The organism is Variovorax sp. GW531-E2 (assembly GCF_059423125.1).
Window position 1 is genome coordinate 51,695 of record NZ_JBWKXQ010000003.1, and the last position, 17,062, is coordinate 68,756.

Annotated in this window: 17 protein-coding genes; 9 read left to right on the forward strand and 8 right to left on the reverse strand. The window is 68.6% G+C overall.

Annotation, left to right across the window (positions count from 1 at the left end; all coding sequences use genetic code 11):
- Positions 1–50: 50 nt before the first annotated feature.
- Positions 51–1,067, reverse strand: coding sequence for a D-erythronate dehydrogenase (gene denD / locus AC07XP_RS03110; protein WP_495263767.1), 1,017 nt, complete (start codon positions 1,065–1,067; stop codon positions 51–53).
- A gap of 65 nt (positions 1,068–1,132) precedes the next feature.
- Here denD and AC07XP_RS03115 point away from each other — a divergent pair, with 65 nt between their 5' ends.
- Positions 1,133–2,194 (forward strand): hypothetical protein, encoded by a 1,062-nt coding sequence (locus tag AC07XP_RS03115; RefSeq protein WP_495263768.1) that lies wholly within the window; start codon positions 1,133–1,135, stop codon positions 2,192–2,194.
- Between the two features lie 60 nt (positions 2,195–2,254).
- On the opposite strand, the gene AC07XP_RS03120 is transcribed toward AC07XP_RS03115, so the two are convergent.
- Positions 2,255–3,958 (reverse strand): electron transfer flavoprotein-ubiquinone oxidoreductase, encoded by a 1,704-nt coding sequence (locus tag AC07XP_RS03120; RefSeq protein ID WP_095947441.1) that lies wholly within the window; start codon positions 3,956–3,958, stop codon positions 2,255–2,257.
- 140 nt (positions 3,959–4,098) lie between these two features.
- Between AC07XP_RS03120 and AC07XP_RS03125 the strand changes: the two genes are divergently transcribed.
- From AC07XP_RS03125 to AC07XP_RS03135, 3 genes are all read left to right on the forward strand, one after another.
- Positions 4,099–4,881 carry an SDR family oxidoreductase gene (locus AC07XP_RS03125; protein WP_369647498.1) on the forward strand — a complete coding sequence of 261 codons (783 nt, stop codon included), beginning with the start codon at positions 4,099–4,101 and terminating at the stop codon, positions 4,879–4,881.
- A 77-nt stretch (positions 4,882–4,958) separates the two neighbouring features.
- Entirely contained in the window at positions 4,959–5,792 is an 834-nt protein-coding gene (locus AC07XP_RS03130) for a DMT family transporter (RefSeq protein ID WP_235926640.1), read from the forward strand.
- Entirely contained in the window at positions 5,789–6,211 is a 423-nt protein-coding gene (locus AC07XP_RS03135; RefSeq protein ID WP_307694017.1) for an acyl-CoA thioesterase, read from the forward strand. Before AC07XP_RS03130 ends, AC07XP_RS03135 begins: the two co-directional genes overlap by 4 nt.
- A gap of 30 nt (positions 6,212–6,241) precedes the next feature.
- On the opposite strand, the gene AC07XP_RS03140 is transcribed toward AC07XP_RS03135, so the two are convergent.
- Positions 6,242–7,600 (reverse strand): sensor histidine kinase, encoded by a 1,359-nt coding sequence (locus AC07XP_RS03140; RefSeq protein WP_495263769.1) that lies wholly within the window; start codon positions 7,598–7,600, stop codon positions 6,242–6,244.
- Positions 7,597–8,271, reverse strand: a complete 675-nt coding sequence (locus AC07XP_RS03145) for a response regulator (protein WP_062474437.1) — start codon at positions 8,269–8,271, stop codon at positions 7,597–7,599. Before AC07XP_RS03145 ends, AC07XP_RS03140 begins: the two co-directional genes overlap by 4 nt.
- A 138-nt stretch (positions 8,272–8,409) precedes the next feature.
- On the opposite strand from AC07XP_RS03145, the gene AC07XP_RS03150 reads away from it, so the two are divergent.
- The 3 genes from AC07XP_RS03150 to AC07XP_RS03160 are packed head-to-tail and all read left to right on the forward strand — an operon-like array spanning position 8,410 to position 11,503.
- Entirely contained in the window at positions 8,410–9,120 is a 711-nt protein-coding gene (locus AC07XP_RS03150; protein WP_495263770.1) for a phosphatase PAP2 family protein, read from the forward strand.
- Positions 9,107–9,682, forward strand: a complete 576-nt coding sequence (locus tag AC07XP_RS03155) for a phosphatase PAP2 family protein (protein ID WP_070059370.1) — start codon at positions 9,107–9,109, stop codon at positions 9,680–9,682. Before AC07XP_RS03150 ends, AC07XP_RS03155 begins: the two co-directional genes overlap by 14 nt.
- A gap of 57 nt (positions 9,683–9,739) precedes the next feature.
- Positions 9,740–11,503, forward strand: coding sequence for a phosphoethanolamine transferase (locus AC07XP_RS03160; protein WP_495263771.1), 1,764 nt, complete (start codon positions 9,740–9,742; stop codon positions 11,501–11,503).
- Positions 11,504–11,525: 22 nt separating this feature from the next.
- On the opposite strand, the gene AC07XP_RS03165 is transcribed toward AC07XP_RS03160, so the two are convergent.
- From AC07XP_RS03165 to eat, 4 genes are read right to left on the reverse strand one after another with little or no spacing between them, the layout of a single operon-like run.
- The gene (locus AC07XP_RS03165; protein ID WP_062474448.1) at positions 11,526–12,107 is read right to left on the reverse strand and encodes a peroxidase-related enzyme; all 582 of its coding nucleotides are present in this window, start codon (positions 12,105–12,107) and stop codon (positions 11,526–11,528) included.
- Entirely contained in the window at positions 12,104–12,919 is an 816-nt protein-coding gene (gene eutC / locus AC07XP_RS03170) for an ethanolamine ammonia-lyase subunit EutC (RefSeq protein WP_495263772.1), read from the reverse strand. Before eutC ends, AC07XP_RS03165 begins: the two co-directional genes overlap by 4 nt.
- Positions 12,916–14,310 carry an ethanolamine ammonia-lyase subunit EutB gene (locus AC07XP_RS03175; RefSeq protein ID WP_492695587.1) on the reverse strand — a complete coding sequence of 465 codons (1,395 nt, stop codon included), beginning with the start codon at positions 14,308–14,310 and terminating at the stop codon, positions 12,916–12,918. The genes eutC and AC07XP_RS03175 overlap by 4 nt, the downstream gene beginning before the upstream one ends.
- 9 nt (positions 14,311–14,319) lie before the next feature.
- On the reverse strand, positions 14,320–15,726 hold the full coding sequence (eat, locus tag AC07XP_RS03180; protein WP_495263773.1) for an ethanolamine permease: 1,407 nt from the start codon (positions 15,724–15,726) through the stop codon (positions 14,320–14,322).
- A 136-nt stretch (positions 15,727–15,862) separates the two neighbouring features.
- Here eat and AC07XP_RS03185 point away from each other — a divergent pair, with 136 nt between their 5' ends.
- Both AC07XP_RS03185 and AC07XP_RS03190 read left to right on the forward strand, forming a co-directional pair.
- Positions 15,863–16,276, forward strand: coding sequence for an FKBP-type peptidyl-prolyl cis-trans isomerase (locus tag AC07XP_RS03185; RefSeq protein WP_159272246.1), 414 nt, complete (start codon positions 15,863–15,865; stop codon positions 16,274–16,276).
- 285 nt (positions 16,277–16,561) lie between these two features.
- Positions 16,562–17,056, forward strand: a complete 495-nt coding sequence (locus tag AC07XP_RS03190; protein ID WP_495263774.1) for a pentapeptide repeat-containing protein — start codon at positions 16,562–16,564, stop codon at positions 17,054–17,056.
- Positions 17,057–17,062: the final 6 nt, after the last annotated feature.

Consider the following 17,062-nt stretch of genomic DNA (forward strand, 5'->3'; position numbering starts at 1 on the left):
CTCCGGGGAGTTGGGGGTCGAAAGCGCGTCAGGCGCAGGTCAGGAAATGACTATGCACCAATAACCAGTTTGACCGCGTCGGGACTTTCACGGACGTAGGCGCGGATCACTGCGTCGAAGCTCTCGTCGGCCGTGAGCCCGAGGGCCCGTGCGCGCGGCGTGTCGAAGCGCCCGGGCCAGGTTTTCACGATGCGGCGGATGGCGGCGTCGGGTGTGCGGTCGAGCAGGTCGGTGGCGGCGCGGCCGGCCACGCGTTCGAGCGCGGCGGCCATTTCGCCCACGGTGGTGGCCAGCGAGGGCAGGTTGAGCGCGGTGCGCGGGCCCCAGTCGGCGTCGCTGGCTTCGGCGGCGCGCACGATGCCTTCGATGGTCCGAGCCGGCGAGGCGATGGCCACGGGCGTCTCGTCAGGCACCGGGCAGGCCGCGCGCAGTCCGGCGAGCGGCTCGCGGATCATGCCGCTGAAGAACCCCGAGGCCGCGCCGTTGGGCAGGCCGGGGCGCACGCTCACCGTCATGAGGCGCACGCTGCGCCCTTGCACGAAGCCCTTGCGCGTGTAGTCGGCCACCAGCTGCTCGCCGATGAATTTCTGGATGCCGTAGCTGGTCTGCGGCGTGGGCAGCGTGTGGTCGTCGATGAGCGCGGGCAGCGGCTGCTCGGGCGAATCGCCGAACACGGCGAGCGAGCTGGAGAACACCAACACCGGGCGCGTGCCGAGCGCGCGCAGCTTCTCGAGCAGGCCGTGCGTGGCGGCGAAGTTGCTGCGCATGCCCAGGTCGAAGTCGGCCTCGCATTCGCCGCTGACGGCGGCCGCCAGGTGGAACACCGCGTCGGCCTCGCGCCAGAAGGTGGCGTCGTCGTCGGCCAGTTGGGCGTTGAGGTCGCCGGTGGCGGCCGCGATGCGCGGGTTGGCCGCGAGGTCGGGCGGCGGCGGGGCGCGGTCGACCAGCGTGATGCGGGCGATGTCGCGGGCGGGCGCGCCGGCGAGCGAGAGCTGGCCCAGGGCCAGGAGGGTGCGCGCCAGGCGCGCGCCGAGAAAGCCGGCGCCGCCGGTGATGACGATGTGCATGGGGTCTTGTCTCCTTGTGTCCTTGTGTCGCGAGGATAGCGTCGGCGGTATCGCACAATTTGCGCATGCCCATGTTGCCTCCCGATCTCCTTGCCACCCTGCGACTGCCTGTGCTGCAGGACGCCGACCTCGACACCCAGGCTTCCTTCTTCAAGCGGCCGGAGGTCCGTGCGCTCTACTTCGAGGTGGTGGAGGGCTCGGCGAAGGACGAGGTGCTGCGGGCTGCCATCGCGCGGCTCGGCGAGCTGCATCCGCACCGGGCCGCGTTGCTGGCGGTGTTCTGCGGTGCGCTGGTCGAGAACGGCGCCGATCCGCAGCTCATGTTCGACGCCGTGCGCCAGCTGGCCGGGCGCCTGCTGGCGTCGCTGGCGCCTTACTGCGCGGCGCAGCCGTACGAACCCGACGAGGAGGGCGACGAACCGCAGGACGAGGCAGAACTCGCCGCCTGGCAGGCCGCCGAAGCGGCGCTCGCGGCACTGTCGCCGCAGGCGCGTTTCGAGGTCGATGCGCTGCAGCGCGCGGTCGACCTGCTGGTGCTGCCGCTCATGACCATGGTGGTGCGCGACGTGCGCAACCACCAGTCGCTGGTGGCGGACGCAGACCTGCTCGCGCACATCGAGGCGATGTACGCCAACGACTCGCTGCCCTTCGAGGCCTTGCACTTCCTGCGCGCCGCGGCCCAGCTGTCGTACGAGGACGAGCTGGTGGTTTTGCTGCCGGCGTCGCGCGCGGGCATGGTCGTTCGCGCCCAGGGCCTCAACAACAACTTCCACGCCTTCTCGCTGCTGCAGGACCTGATGGAAACGCACGCCCAGACGCTGGGCATCCGGCAGCCGCCGCGCACGCGTCGCGACGCGGACAGCGATGCCGCCGCCTTCCTCTGGCTGCAGGCAACGGCCTTCGCCCAGGGCGAGTTGGTGGACCGCATGGCGTGGTCCTGGGGGGAGGGTACGCTGCGCGAGAACGCGCGCCGGCAGGGGCGGCTGGTGCTCGTCGCGCTGGAGACGGACGACAAGCCCGCGCGCGGCTGGACCGGGTTCACCCACGTGCTGCACGCCGAGCAGAACCCGCAGGTGTCGCTGGTGCACTTCCTCACGCCCGACGAAGTCGCCGCGTACCTCGCCTGAAGCGCCATGAAAAAAGCCCTCCGAAGAGGGCTTTTCGAGGCGTCTTGAGGACGGGGCGTCTTACATGCCCACGTAGTTCGGACCGCCGCCGCCTTCGGGCGTGACCCAGACGATGTTCTGCGTCGGGTCCTTGATGTCGCAGGTCTTGCAGTGCACGCAGTTCTGCGCGTTGATCTGCAGGCGCTCCTTGCCGGCGCTGGCTTCGTCGGGCACGAACTCGTACACGCCGGCCGGGCAGTAGCGGCTTTCGGGGCCGGCGAACTTGGCGAGGTTGACGTTGACCGGCACCGACGCGTCCTTCAGCGTCAGGTGGGCGGGTTGCTGCTCTTCATGGTTCGTGTTGCTGATGAACACGCTGGAGAGGCGGTCGAAGGTGAGCTTGCCGTCGGGCTTCGGATAGACGATGGGCTTGCACTCGGCGGCCGGCTTCAGGTACTGGTGGTCGGGCTTGTTGCGGCGCAGGGTCCATGGGATGTGGCCCTTGAGCAGCCACTGCTCGACGCCGTTCATGACCGTGGCGATGCCCAGGCCCTTCTTGAACCAGGCCTTGAAGTTGCGCGCCTTGTTCAGCTCGGTGTAGAGCCAGCTCTTCTCGAACGCGGCCGGGTAGGCCGTGAGTTCGTCGTGCTGGCGGCCGGCCATGACGGCGTCGAAGGCGGCCTCGGCGCACAGCATGCCGGTCTTGATGGCGGCGTGGCTGCCCTTGATGCGGCTCACGTTCAGGTAGCCGGCCTCGCAGCCGACCAGCGCGCCGCCCGGGAACACCGTCTTGGGCAGCGACATCAGGCCTCCGGCCGTGATGGCGCGCGCGCCGTAGCCGATGCGCTTGGCGGGCTTGATGCCCTTGGCTTCGTCGCCCTCGAGGTACCAGCGGATGTTGGGGTGCAGCTTCCAGCGCTGCATTTCCTCGAACGGGCTCAGGTACGGGTTGCTGTAGTCCAGGCCCGTGATGAAGCCCATCGTGACCTTGTTGTCCTCCATGTGATAGAGGAACGCGCCGCCGTAGGTGTTGTTGTCCATCGGCCAGCCGGCCGTGTGCAGCACGAAGCCGGGCTGGTGGCGCTTGGGATCGATTTCCCAGACTTCCTTGACGCCCAGGCCGTAGGTCTGCGGGTCGCGGCCTTCGTCGAGCTTGAACCTGGCGATGAGCTGGCGGCCCAGGTGGCCGCGCGCGCCTTCGGCGAACACCGTGTACTTGCCCAGCAGCTCCATGCCGAGCTGGAAGTTCTCGGTGGGTTCGCCGTCCTTGCCGACGCCCATGTTGCCGGTGGCCACGCCGCGCACCGAGCCGTTCTCGTTGTAGAGCACTTCGGCGGCCGGGAAGCCGGGGAAGATTTCCACGCCCAGGTTCTCGGCCTGCTGCGCCAGCCACTTGGTGAAGGCACCCAGGCTGATGATGTAGTTGCCGTGGTTCTGGAAGCAGGCCGGCAGGAAGGCGTTGGGCGTGCGCAGGCCCGACTTTTCGCTCAGGAACACCATGGCGTCGTCGGTCACGGGCTGGTTCAGCGGGGCGCCGAGTTCCTCCCAGTCGGGCAGCAGCTCGTTGAGCGCGCGCGGGTCCATGATGGCACCCGACAGGATGTGCGCGCCGGGCTCGGAACCCTTCTCGAGCACCACGACGGAGATTTCCTTCTCCTGCTGGGCGGCGAGCTGCTTGAGGCGGATCGCGGTCGAGAGGCCGGCGGGGCCGCCGCCGACCACGACCACGTCGTATTCCATGGCTTCGCGAGGGCCGAACTGGGCGAGGATTTCGTCGTGCGTCATGTGGGTTGGGTCGATAATGATTTTTAGAGGCGCGGGGGCGTCCCGGTTCGCCGGGCATTTTATGCGGCGTCCGGCGGTGGCCTTGTCGCCCGCAGGCGAGGCACCCTGCGTCACCTGCGCGACTCCACAGGATTCAGCTCATGGCTTACAGCATCGATCTCTCCGGCCGCGTGGCTTTCGTCACCGGCGCCTCCAGCGGACTGGGTGCCCAGTTTGCCAAGACACTGGCCCGTGCCGGCGCCGCCGTGGTGCTGGCCAGCCGCCGCGTCGAGAAGCTCAAGGAGCTGCGCGCGCGCATCGAGGGCGAGGGCCATGACGCCCACGTGGTCGAGCTCGACGTGACCGACATTGGCAGCATCAAGGCCGCCGTCGCGCGCGCCGAGACCGAGGTCGGGCCCATCGACATCCTGGTCAACAACTCGGGCGTGAGCGCCACGCAGCGCCTGCAGGACGTCACGCCCGAGGACTACGACTACATCTTCGACACCAACGTGAAGGGCTCCTTCTTCGTCGCGCAGGAGGTCGGCAAGCGCATGCTGGCGCGCGCCCAGGGCAAGGCGCCGGGCACCTACATCGGCGGACGCATCATCAACATCGCGTCGTCAGCGGCGCTGAAGGTCATGCCGCAGATCGGCACCTACTGCATGAGCAAGGCCACCGTGGTGCAGATGACCAAGGCCATGGCGCTCGAATGGGGCCGCTTCGGCATCAACGTGAATGCGCTGTGCCCGGGCTACATCACGACCGAGCTCAACGAGGAGCACTGGAGCACCGAGGGCGGCGCCAAGCTGGTCAACATGCTGCCGCGCAAGCGCGTGGGCAAGCCCGAAGACCTCGACGGCCTGATCGTGCTGCTGGCCAGCGGCGAGAGCCATTTCGTGAACGGCGCGGTCATCGCCGCCGACGACGGGTTCGCGATCTGAGCCCCCGGGCCTGGATCGGCATTGCCGCCGGCCTGGGCGCAGGCGCGCTCTGGGGCCTGGTGTTCGTGGCGCCGCGCATGGTCGGCCACTTCGGCATGGTCGACATCACAGCGGCGCGCTTCGCAGTGTTCGGCGCGGTGTCGGCGCTGGCGGTGTTCGCACGGCCCGCGGCCGTGCGCTGGCCCACGGGCCGGCAGGCGCTGGCGGCGCTCGGCCTCAGCGTGCTGGGCTTCAGCGGCTACTACCTGCTGCTGGCCTTCGGCATCGCGGCGGCGGGCACCGAGGTGCCCAGCCTCATCATCGGCACCATTCCCGTCTGGATGATGCTGCTGGGCCGGCCCGCGGGCCTGCACATGCGGGCCTTGCTGCCCGGCCTGCTGCTCACGGGCGCGGGCATCGCGCTGATGATCTGGGGCGCGTGGTCGGCGCAGCACGGCGCGGGCGGTGGTGGCGGCGCGCGCTTCGGCTGGGGCATCGCGCTGGCGCTGTGTTCGATGGTGAGCTGGACGGTCTACGGCCTGCTCAACGCCGCCTGGCTGCAACGGCACCGCGAGGTGCATGCGGCCGACTGGGCCAACTGGCTGGGCATTGCCACCGGCCTCGGGGCCTTGCTGCTGTGGGCTGTGGCGGGCAGCGATGTCGCCACGCTGCAGTCGCAGCCCGACGGCATGCTCTTCATCTGGATCGCGCTGGCGAGCGGCTTCGGCTCGTCGTGGCTCGCGACCATTCTCTGGAACGTCGCGAGCCAGCGCCTTTCGGCCAGCCTGTGCGGCCAGCTCATCGTGAGCGAGACGCTGTTCGCCTTGCTCTATTCCTTCCTCTGGGACGGCCGCTGGCCGCAGGCCACCGAGTGGGTGGCGGCGGCGCTGTTCGTCCTGGGCATCCTCGCATCCATCAAGGCCCACCGATGAGAATCGAAATCCCCGAAAAGAAGAAGCTCGTGTATGAAATGTCGATCCCCATCCGCTGGGGCGACATGGACGCCATGGGCCACCTGAACAACGGCACCTACTTCCGCTACCTCGAAACGGCGCGCATCGACTGGATCCGCTCGCTCGGCGTCGAGCCCACGCCGGGCGGCGAGGGCATGGTGATCGTCAACGCCTTCTGCAACTTCTACCGCCAGATCGAGTACCCGGGCAACGTGCGGATCCAGATGTACGTGAGCGACCCGGGGCGCACCACCTTCGAAAGCTGGGCCACCATGGTCCGCGAGGACGCGCCCGACGTGCTCTGCGCGGCCGGCGGCGCCACCACCATCTGGGTCGACTTTCCGAAGCAGAAGGCGCTGGCGCTGCCCGACTGGCTGCGCGAGATCGTCAGCGACTGAGGACGCGCTGACGCGTCTGCGAAAAAAAGCTCAGGCCGGCCGCAGCACGATGCGCGCCTCGAAGCCGCGCGCCATGCCGGGCGGCGGCGAGGCCAGTTCCAGCGTCGCGTTGTGCTTCTCGACGATGGTGCTCACGATCGACATGCCCAGGCCGTAGCCGGCGCGGTCCGAGCCGTGGCGCACATGGCGGTGGTGCAGCGACTGCAGCTGTTCGGGGCTGACACCCGGGCCGCCATCGCGCACCGCGAGCACGCAGGGCGCCGCCACCTCGATCGTCACGCGGCCGTCGCCGCTGTAGCGCAGCGCGTTCTCCACCAGGTTGCGCAGCGCGATCGCCAACGCGTCGACATCGCCGAAGGCCACGGGCGCCGCGCTGTCGGGCACCTTGAGCTTCAGGCGTTCGTTGATGTGCGGGTCTTGCCAGAACTCCTGCGCCACCGTGCCCGCCAGCTGGACCAGATCGACCCGTGCCCGCGCGAGCGAGGCGCCCGATTCCGCGCGTGACAGCTGCAGCAGCTTTTCAGCACGGTGGCTCAGCATCTGCAGCGCCTGCAGCGCGCCTTCGACGTCGGCGCGCTTCAGGTCGTGGTCGAGCGCGGTCTGCAGCCGCAGGCGCGCGGCGGCCAGCGGCGTGCGCAGTTCGTGCGCGGCATTGGCGGCCAGCGCGCGCTCCACGTCGAGCGACTGCGACAGCCGCTGCAGCAGCCGGTTGACATGGTCGCCCACCGCGCGCAGTTCCTGCGGCAGGCCGGGCAGGGTGATGGGGCGCAGGTCGGCGCCGTTGCGCTTTTCGATCTCGGCGGCCAGCTGCTGCAGCACGCGCAGCTCGGTGCGCGCCACCCGGCGCAGCACCAGCGCCAGCAGCGGCAACACCGCGCCGAGCGGGATGATGAGGCCGAACAGCGTGCGGTTCAGCGCGCGGCGGCGTTCGTCCAGCGGGTCGGCCACCTGGAAGTACAGGCCCAGCGTGGGATGGCGCACGGTGTAGATGCGCCAGGTCTGGTTGTTGGCGAAGCCCGCGGCCAGCGGCACATCGAAGGCGTCGTCGGGCGCTTCGGCCGAGCGCAGCAGCACGTGCTCGTGCACGTCGACCACCTGGTACATCACGGCGTCTTCGGAGAACAGCTGCTTGGGTGCGATCAGCGGCGTGTCCTGCTTGCCGCTTTCATGGCGCAGGCGCAGCTTCTCGAGCTCCTGCACCGCCATGTCGAACATGCGGTGCGACACCTCCACCAGCTCGTTGTCGAAGTTGTGGTTGATCTCGCGGTCCACGTACCAGACCACGGCGAGCACACACAGCAGCCACACGCCGCCGACCCACAGGATCAGCGTGCGCGTGAGGCGCCCGGCCAGCGAATCGCGGCGGTCGCGCAGCAGGGCGCTGGTCATTCCTCGTCGTCCGCAGAGAACGACAGCCGGTAGCCCAGGCCGCGCAGCGTCTGGATGTGGCTGCGCCCGAGCTTGCGCCGCAGCCGGCTGATGAACACCTCGAGCGTGTTGCTGTCGGCCTCGTCGCCGAAGCCGTACAGCGCGTCGGCCAGGTTGTCGCGCGTGTGGATGCGTTCGGGCCGCGTGGCCATCACGCGCAGCAGGGCCCATTCCTTCTGCGTGAGCACGACGGGCACGCCGTCCTTGCGCACGCGGTCGTGGGCCAGGTCGATCTCCAGCGTGCCCAGCTGCAGCACCGGCGAGGTGTTGGCGCTGCGCCGGCGCTCCACGGCGCGCAGCCGCGCCAGCAGCTCGGCCGGGTCGTAGGGTTTGATGAGGTAGTCGTCGGCGCCCGCGTCGAGCCCGCGGATACGGTCGGTGACCTGGTCGCGCGCCGTGAGCACGATGACGATGGGCGGCTCGCGCAGCGCACGCACCTGCGGCAGCAAAGAGAGGCCGTCGCCGTCGCCCAGATGCAGGTCGAGCAGCACCGCCGCGTACTGCACCGAGAGCAGGGCGCCGCGCGCCTCGGCCAGGCTGGGGGCCACGTCGACGACGAACGCCTTGGCGACCAGGTAGCTGCAGACCGCGTCTGCCAACGAACTGTCATCTTCGACCAGCAAGATTCGCACGCGGTGGCCCTTACAAAAACTCGAAGTCTAGCGCCGCCCCTCTGGCGATCGCGTCAGGAATCGTTCAGGTCGCTTCAGACTGGGTTCATCCCGCGTGCGTAGGCTCGCGCCAGTCTGTTCCGAGGCCTGTTTTTCTTCATGACCCGTCGTACCCCGCATCTCCGTCTCGGAGCCCTGACCTTGCTTGCCCTGGCCCTGCTGATGATCTGGGACGCCCTTGGCGGCGACCTGCCGCTGGCCCGCCTGGCCGGCACGCCGATGGGCTTTCCCTGGCGCGAGAACCCCTTCCTGGTGCACGTGATGCACGAGGGCGCGAGAAACCTCAGCTGGCTGCTGGTGATCGGCCTGTTCGCCGCCATCCGCTGGCCCGTGGGCGTGCTGCGGCGCCTGGACACGGGCGCCCGCGTGCAGCTGGCGCTGACGGTGCTGGCCTCGGTGCTGGCCGTGAGCCTGATCAAGCACGCGAGCGACACCAGCTGCCCCTGGGACCTGAAGGAGTTCGGCGGCGTGGCGCGCTATGTGTCGCACTGGGCCTGGGGCCAGGACGACGGCGGGCCGGGCGGCTGCTTCCCGGCCGGCCATGCCTCGGCCGCCTTTGCCTACCTCGGCGGGTATTTCGTGCTGCGACATGTGGCGCCGCGTGGGGCCATCGTGTGGCTGTGTGTGGCGCTGGTCGCCGGGCTCGTGCTCGGCGTGGCGCAGCAGATGCGCGGCGCGCATTACATGAGCCACACGCTGTGGACCGCCTGGGTCTGCTGGAGCGTCGGCTTCCTCATCGAGCTGGTGGCGACGCGCCGCCGGACGTCCCCTCCCATCGAGCGCACCGCGCCCCTGCATGCAAGCCCTTGATTTCGCCCTGTTCAGCTGGATCAACGCCTCGGCCTCCGCGCCGGCGTGGAGCCTGCGCTTCGCGATGTTCGCGTCCGACGTGCTGCCGACCCTGCTGGCGCTGTCCATCGCGGCCGCCGCGGCCTTCGATCGCCGCTGGCGCCACGCCTTCTTCACCGCACTGGTCAGCGTGCTCGTCGTGTGGCTGGTGGTGAACGTGTTCCGCTCGGTGCTGCCGTTCCCGCGGCCCGCGTTCTACGGCCTGGGCATCCAGTGGGTGCCGCAGGGTGCGCGCCCGGGCTTCCCCAGCCTGCATGCGGCCGGCACGTTTGCCGCCGCCTTCTCGCTGTGGTGCCTGCCCTGGCGCACGCCGATGCGGCTGGCCCTGGTGGCGGCGGTGGTGGTGGCCTGGAGCCGGCTGTACCTGGGCCTGCATTTCCCGACCGACGTGACGGCCGCCGCGATCCTGGCGGCGCTGGTCTCGATCGTGGTGGAGCGCGGCATCAGCCGCCCCGCCGGCCGCGCGGTGTCGCGCAGCCCGCGCTTGCGGCTGCTGCGCCGCGCGCGCATCGGCCGAGCCTGAATGCGCTCTGAATGAACTGTTCAGGCTCTCTTCAGGCGCGCTGCCTACATTGGCGGCATGTCTGTTTCGCGTCTCGACTCCGCGCTCCTGGCGCGTGCTCCCAGCCGATCTGAATCCCGTCCCGCGCCGCTGTCGGATGCGGGCGCCGCCGGCACTTTCTGGCAACGCATCGACCGCTGGATCTCGCAGCCCCGCTCGACCCGGCAGGTGATCGTCTGGCTCAGCCTGTACCTCGGCCTCACCGCCAACTGGCCGCTGCTGAACGACCTGGCCCGCCTGGGCGGCGCGCCCAGCACCTACATGCCGACCATCGCCGCGCTGGGCATGCTCACCTTCTGCGGCACCGTCGCGATGCTGTCGCTCACGGCCTGGTCGCGCTGGATGAAGCCGTTGTGGCTGCTCGTGGTCGTGATCGCCGCGGTGGCGCAGCATTACATGCTCCAGTACCGCGTGGTGATGGACCCGAGCATGATCGCCAACGCGTTCCAGACCGACCCCAACGAAGCGCGCGACCTGCTGAGCGGGCGCATGGCCTTCAACGTGCTCGTGGTCGTGCTGCCCGCGGCCTGGGCGATCTGGCGCGTGCGCATCGTGCCGATGGGGCTGCTGTCGCACGTCTGGCGCAACGCGCTGCTGCTGGTGCTGGCCGCCGTCGTGGCGGTGGTCACGGCCGTGGCCATGAACCGGCAGCTTGCGCCGCTGATGCGCAACAACGTGCACCTGCGCTACATGATGAACCCGATCGCCAGCCTGTACTCGGCTGGCGCCGTGGTGCTCAAGCCGATGTTCAAGCGCAGCAGCAAGCTGATCCCGATCACCGCAGGCACGGCGCTGGGCGCGAGCTACGCAGCGCAGAAGCGCCCGCCGCTGTTCGTGGTGGTGGTGGGCGAGACCGCGCGTTCCGATCACTTCGGCCTGAACGGCTACGCCCGCGATACCACGCCCGAGCTGGCGAAGCGCAACGTGCTGAGCTACCGCGAGGTGCGCTCGTGCGGCACCAACACGCTGGCCTCGGTGCCCTGCATGTTCTCGCCCTTGGGCAAGAGCGGCTACGAGTCGCGCAAGGACGAATACGAAAACCTCATGGACGTGCTGCAGGCCTCGGGCCTGGCCGTGTTCTGGCTCGATAACCAGGCGGGCTGCAAGGGCGTGTGCGCGCGCATCCCGAACGCCTCGGCCTTCGACGGGCTCGATGCGGCCACCAAGAAGGCCCTGTGCGACGGCGAGGAATGCCTCGACAACGTGATGCTCAAGGGCCTCGATGAACGCATCGCCGCGCTGCCCGCCGAGCGCCGCGCCAAGGGCGTTGTGCTCGTGATGCACCAGATGGGCAGCCACGGCCCGGCCTACTACAAGCGCTCGGCGCCCGAGCTGAAGCGCTTCACGCCCGAGTGCAAGACCAACGCGCTGGCCGAGTGCGCGCATGCCGAGCTGATGAACGTCTACGACAACTCGATCGCGCAGACCGACCATTTCCTCGGCCAGACCATCGACTGGCTCCAGACCCAATCGAAGCAGTACGACACGGCGCTGCTGTACATGAGCGACCACGGCGAGTCGCTGGGCGAGTACGGCCTGTTCCTGCACGGCGTGCCCTACAGCTTCGCGCCCGATGCGCAAAAGCACGTGCCCATGGTCACCTGGTTCGGCGACGGCATGAGCGCGCGCCGCAAGCTCTCGCGCTCGTGCATGGAGGCGGGCCTGGACGCGCCGCTCACGCACGACAACCTCTATCACACGGTGCTGGGCCTCATGGACGTGACCACGCCCACCTACAAGCCCGCGCTCGATGCGCTGGCCTCGTGCCGCGGCAAGGCCTGAGCGCGCTCGCAGCTTCGGCTTCTTACTTCTTTTCGCGCGGCAGCCGGCCCATCAGGAAGAACTCCGGGTTCGGCTGCATGCCGCTGAAGCTGGCCAGGCGGTTGCTCAGGCCGAAGAAGGCGGTGATGGCCGCGATGTCCCAGATGTCCTCGTCGTCGAAGCCGTGCGCGTGCAGCGGCCCGAAGTCGCGGTCGTCGATCTCGTGCGAGCGTTCGCAGACCTTCATCGCGAAGTCGAGCATCGCGCGCTGGCGCTGCGTGATGTCGGCCTTGCGGTAGTTCACCGCCACCTGGTCGGCCACCAGCGGTTTCTTCTCGTAGATGCGCAGCAGCGCACCGTGCGCCACCACGCAGTACAGGCATTGGTTGACCGCGCTGGTGGCGGTGACGATCATCTCGCGGTCGCCCTTGGTGAGCGAGCCTTCTTCCTTGAGCATCAGCGCGTCGTGGTACGCGAAGAAGGCCCGCCACTCGGCGGGGCGGCGCGCAAGGCCGAGGAACACGTTGGGCACGAAGCCGGCCTTTTCCTGCACGGCAAGGATCGCGGTGCGGATGTCGTCGGGCAGGTCTTTCAGTTCGGCGAGGGGGTAGCGGGGGGCGTTCATCTGCTTGTCTCCTGGGGATCGGTCCCGGGATCATAGGCAACGGCGTCCGGGCTTGCAGCCAGCACCGCCAGGTCGCTCTCGTCCTTGAGCCCCACACCGCTCAACCCCCGGCGCAGCGACTCGCGCACCAGCCACGCGAGCTTGAAGGCGGCCTGCGCGTACGACAGCCCCTCGGGTCGCACATTCGAGATGCAGTTGCGTTCGGCGTCGTGCCGGCCACGGCGTGGCGAATGGGTCAGGTAGATGCCGAGGCTGTCGGGAGAGCTCAGGCCCGGGCGCTCGCCGATCAGCATGACCGACAGCGCTGCGCCGACCGCTTCGCCCAGCTCGTCGGCCAGCGCCACGCGCGCCTGCGTGGCGATGAACACGGGCGACAGGCGCGTGCCGGGCGGCAACTGCGGGCGCAGCGCGGCGAGCAGCGGCACGGCGTGGCGGGCGACGGCGAGGGAGGAGAGACCATCGCCGATCACGAGGCAGACGTCGCACCCGCCCACGGGCCGATCGTCGCGCAGGCGCGCGGCGTCTTCGGTATCGAGCTGGCGGCCGAGGTCGGGGCGGCGCAGGTAGGTGGTGCGGTCGGGCGCGCGGCTGCGCACGCGATTCACGTCCCACTGGTCCGCGCGCAGTGCGGCATCGAGCGCGTCGACATCGAGCGCCGCATGGATCGCGTCGCGCGCCATCGCGTGGGCCCAGCCGAAGCGCAGCGTTTCGTCGGTGGGCATGCCGGCACCGGCGCGGCCGAGTGCGAGCCGCGCGGGCGTGGCGGCGCGCCATTGCGCCCAGGGGTTGGGGGTGACGGGTGAATCGCTCATGGGGCCAGCGCGGACAGCCCGCCCATGTCGCTCAACAGCCGGTTGGCCGTGGGCGGCGCGAGCCGCCCGGTGGTGTCGGTGATCTGCATGCGTTGCAGCCAGGCCTCGAACTCGGGCGCGCGCTTCAGACCCAGCGTCTCGCGCAGGAAGAGGGCGTCGTGGAACGAGGTGCTCTGGTAGTTGAGCATCACGTCGTCGGCGCCCGGGATGCCCATGATGAAGTTGATGCCCGCCGTGCCCAGCAGCACGAGCAGCGTGTCCATGTCGTCCTGGTCGGCTTCGGCGTGGTTGGTGTAGCAGATGTCGCAGCCGATCGGCAGGCCCATCAGCTTGCCGCTGAAGTGGTCTTCGAGCCCGGCGCGGATGATCTGCTTGCCGTCGTACAGGTACTCGGGGCCGATGAAGCCGACCACGGTGTTGATGAGCAGCGGCCGGTAGCGCCGCGCCAGCGCATAGGCGCGCACCTCGCAGGTCTGCTGGTCGACGCCGAAATGGGCGTTGGCCGAGAGCGCACTGCCCTGGCCGGTCTCGAAGTACATGAGGTTGTTGCCGACGGTGCCGCGCGCGAGCGACTGCGCCGCGGCGTGGGCCTCGTCGAGCAGCGCGGGCGTCACGCCGAACGAGAGGTTCGCTTTCTCGGTGCCGGCGATCGACTGGAACACGAGGTCCACCGGCGCGCCGGCCTCGGCGAGCTTCAGCGTGTTGGTCACGTGCGTGAGCACGCAGCTTTGCGTGGGGATCTCGAAACGCTGGATCACCTCGTCGAGCATGTGCAGCAGGCGCCCGAGCACCGGCAGGCTGTCGGACACGGGGTTGATGCCGATCACCGCGTCGCCCGCGCCGTAGAGCAGGCCGTCGAGCGTGGACGCGGCCACGCCACGCAGGTCGTCGGTGGGGTGGTTGGGTTGCAGGCGCACGGCCAGGTGGCCGGGCAGGCCGATGGTGTCGCGAAAGCGCGTGACGACGTGGCACTTCTTCGCGACCGCGACCAGGTCCTGGTTGCGCATGAGCTTGGACACGGCCGCCACCATCTCGGGCGTGAGGCCGGGTGCCAATGCGGCGAGTGCCTCTGTGGTGGCTTGTTCCGACAGCAGCCAGTTGCGGAAGTCGCCGACCGTGAGGTGCGCGACTGGCGCGAAGGCCTGTGCATCGTGCGTGTCGATGATGAGCCGCGTGATGTTGTCCTGCTCGTAGGGAATCAGCGCCTCGGTGAGGAACTGCTTGAGCGGCGTATCGGCCAGCACGTGGCGCGCCGCCATGCGCTGCTGCGCGGTCGCCGCGCCGAGGCCCGCGAGGTAGTCGCCCGAGCGCGCGGGGCTGGCGCAGGCGAGCACCTGTCGCAGATCGTCGAAGGCGAAGCCCTGGCCGGCAATGGTGGTGCGGTAGCGCATCTTTGTTTGTCAGGGCGTGGAAGACAGCATCGCGTCCGGCGCGGCGGCGTCGCGCTGCGCCGAGGTGAGCAGGAAGTAGCCGTAGGCGGCCGCCATCAGCACGAGGAACAGCACCGTGAGCATCGGGTTGAACCAGACCATCGCGCCCAGGCACACCAGGCCGAGCCCGAGCGCGACGGCGGGGAACACGGGGTAGAAGGGCGCGCGGTAGGTGCGCAGCAGATCGGGCTCGGTGCGTCGCAGCTTGAACAGCGCGGCCATCGAGACCAGGTACATCACGATCGCGCCGAGCACGGCCATGGTGACGATGTTGGCCGTGAGCGTCTGCCCGCCGAACTGCACCCACTCGTCGCTGAAGATGGCGGCGATGCCCACCACGCCGCCGGCCAGCAAGGCGCGGTGCGGCGTGTCGAAGCGCGGGCTCAGGCCGGCGAAGTAGGCGGGCAGGTAGCCGGCGCGCGCGAGCGCGAAGATCTGGCGCGAGTAGCCCATGAGGATGCCGTGGAACGAGGCGACCAGGCCGAACAGGCCGATCCACACCAGCATGTGCAACCAGCCGCTGTTGGCCCCCACCACCGCCTTCATCGCCTGAGGCAGCGGGTCGTTGATGTTCGCGAGCAGGCGCCAGTCGCCCACGCCGCCCGCGAAGATCATCACGCCGAAGGCCAGCAGCACCAGCGTGACGATGCCGGTGGTGTAGGCCAGCGGAATCGTGCGGTGCGGATCGCGCGCCTCTTCGGCCGCCATGGCCGCGCCCTCGATGGCCAGGAAGAACCAGATCGCGAACGGGATCGACGCGAAGATGCCCGACACCGCCGCGCCGTTCAGCACGTTGCCGCCGGCCCATCCGTTGGCCACGAAGTTCGCCATCGACCAGCCTGGTGCGACCACGCCCATGAACACCAGCAGCTCGAAGATCGCGAGCACCGTGACGAACAGCTCGAACGCCGCCGCAATGCCGATGCCGATCCAGTTCAGCCCGATGAAGACCACGTAGGCCCCGACCGCGAACCACTTCGGGTTGATGCCCGGGAACTGCACGTTGAGGTAGGCGCCGATGGCCAGCGCGATGGCTGGCGGCGCGAAGACGAATTCGATCAGCGTCGCGAAGCCCGCCACGAAACCGCCGCGCGGCCCGAAGGCGCGCCGCGCATAGGCGAAGGGGCCGCCCGCGTGCGGGATGGCGGTCGAGAGCTCGGTGAAGCTGAAGATGAAGGTCGTGTACATCGTCGCCACCAGCACCGTGGCGACCAGGAAGCCGAGCGTGCCGGCCGTGTTCCAGCCGTAGCTCCAACCAAAGTACTCACCCGAGATGACGAGGCCGACCGCGATGCCCCACAACTGGACGGGACCGAGGACTTTCTTGAGATGACCGGTGCCGGCGACGGGGGCCGGCGGAGCGTCGTTGGAGCGCATGGGGGCTTCCTCTCTGGGCGGATGGTGACAGTGCACCTGTCCCAAAGCAAGGGCCGTTCCATCGGATACATCGGCGTACAGGCGGCTTCACGGGGGCTGTCCATAATCGGCAGCTTTTCAACCACCGAGGTGTTTCGTGAAGTCATTTTTCTGTGCCGCGCTCGTGTCCGTATTTGCCATTCCCGCAGCCTTTGCGCAGTCCGCGGCAGTCACCACGCCCAGCGGCCTGATCTACCAGTCGCTCAAGGAAGGCACCGGCGCATCGCCCGCCGCCACCGACGTGGTCAAGGTGCACTACCGCGGCACCTTCCCCGACAGCGGCAAGGAGTTCGACAGCTCGTATAAGCGCGGCGAACCCACCGAGTTCCCGCTCAACGGCGTGATCCCCTGCTGGACCGAAGGCGTGCAGAAGATGAAGCCGGGCGGCAAGGCCAAGCTGACCTGCCCCGCGTCGATTGCTTACGGTGCGCGCGGTGCGGGCAACGGCCTGATTCCGCCGAATGCGACGCTGAATTTCGAAGTCGAGCTGGTGTCGGTCACGAAGAAATAGTGGTCGCAGCCGGTTGGAGCCGGCTTGGGCAATGGGCGGTGCGTGCAGTCCATCACGCTGCTCGCCACGCAATAGTTGCCCGATTCTTTCCCCCTGTTTTTGCGCACATGGGCCTCCCACAATCCGCCACCTGACTCCTGATCCACAGGAGCGGCTTCTGGGAGGAATACATGTCCGCATTCCGTGCCGCGCCGACGCGCACGCTTCATATCACTGGCACCGCCACTCTGATGTTTCTGGGCCGCGTGGTGCCCTCATGTGCAGTCGGATTTGTCGAGGTGCACCGTGAGCGCTAAACAAATCATCGAGGACCACGACAAATGGCGAAAAGGCGCAGGCGGCGCGCCCGCGGGCCTTTCCGGCCAGAGCGACGGCAATGCCTACGCCGGCCTGGACCTCAACCTGATCACCTTCTCGTCCAGCGCCTTCAGTGGCAGCAGCTTCACTGCGACCACTTTTCAAGACGCCATCTGGACCGCATGCCAGTTCAGCGGTTGCTCCTTCAGCCAATGCGACATGCAGCGCATCGCGATCAGCGGATGCACCTTCGTGGACTGCACTTTCAGTGCGGCGCAGCTCAAGGCCAGCACGCTCAGTGATTGCACCTTCACTCGATGCAACTGGACCGAACTGAACTTCGATGCGAGCCATTGGTCAGGTCTGAAGTTGCTCGAGTGCAGAGGCACGCAAGTGAGTGCGACCAACCTGCAGGGCGAGCAGGTCGACTTCACGGGCAGTCAGTTCGAAGACATGGAGCTGACCAACGCACGAATCAACTGAGGCTGC

Bases quoted from the DNA above. Each gene is read 5' to 3' on its own strand.
- AC07XP_RS03135 (WP_307694017.1), top strand. From the start codon at position 5,789: ATGAGAATCGAAATCCCCGAAAAGAAGAAGCTCGTGTATGAAATGTCG.
- eat (WP_495263773.1), bottom strand. From the start codon at position 15,726: ATGCGCTCCAACGACGCTCCGCCGGCCCCCGTCGCCGGCACCGGTCAT.
- AC07XP_RS03150 (WP_495263770.1), top strand. From the start codon at position 8,410: ATGACCCGTCGTACCCCGCATCTCCGTCTCGGAGCCCTGACCTTGCTT.
- denD (WP_495263767.1), bottom strand. From the start codon at position 1,067: ATGCACATCGTCATCACCGGCGGCGCCGGCTTTCTCGGCGCGCGCCTG.
- AC07XP_RS03115 (WP_495263768.1), top strand. From the start codon at position 1,133: ATGCCCATGTTGCCTCCCGATCTCCTTGCCACCCTGCGACTGCCTGTG.
- AC07XP_RS03120 (WP_095947441.1), bottom strand. From the start codon at position 3,958: ATGACGCACGACGAAATCCTCGCCCAGTTCGGCCCTCGCGAAGCCATG.
- eutC (WP_495263772.1), bottom strand. From the start codon at position 12,919: ATGAGCGATTCACCCGTCACCCCCAACCCCTGGGCGCAATGGCGCGCC.
- AC07XP_RS03175 (WP_492695587.1), bottom strand. From the start codon at position 14,310: ATGCGCTACCGCACCACCATTGCCGGCCAGGGCTTCGCCTTCGACGAT.
- AC07XP_RS03155 (WP_070059370.1), top strand. From the start codon at position 9,107: ATGCAAGCCCTTGATTTCGCCCTGTTCAGCTGGATCAACGCCTCGGCC.
- AC07XP_RS03165 (WP_062474448.1), bottom strand. From the start codon at position 12,107: ATGAACGCCCCCCGCTACCCCCTCGCCGAACTGAAAGACCTGCCCGAC.
- AC07XP_RS03125 (WP_369647498.1), top strand. From the start codon at position 4,099: ATGGCTTACAGCATCGATCTCTCCGGCCGCGTGGCTTTCGTCACCGGC.
- AC07XP_RS03160 (WP_495263771.1), top strand. From the start codon at position 9,740: ATGTCTGTTTCGCGTCTCGACTCCGCGCTCCTGGCGCGTGCTCCCAGC.
- AC07XP_RS03130 (WP_235926640.1), top strand. From the start codon at position 4,959: ATGGTCGGCCACTTCGGCATGGTCGACATCACAGCGGCGCGCTTCGCA.
- AC07XP_RS03140 (WP_495263769.1), bottom strand. From the start codon at position 7,600: ATGACCAGCGCCCTGCTGCGCGACCGCCGCGATTCGCTGGCCGGGCGC.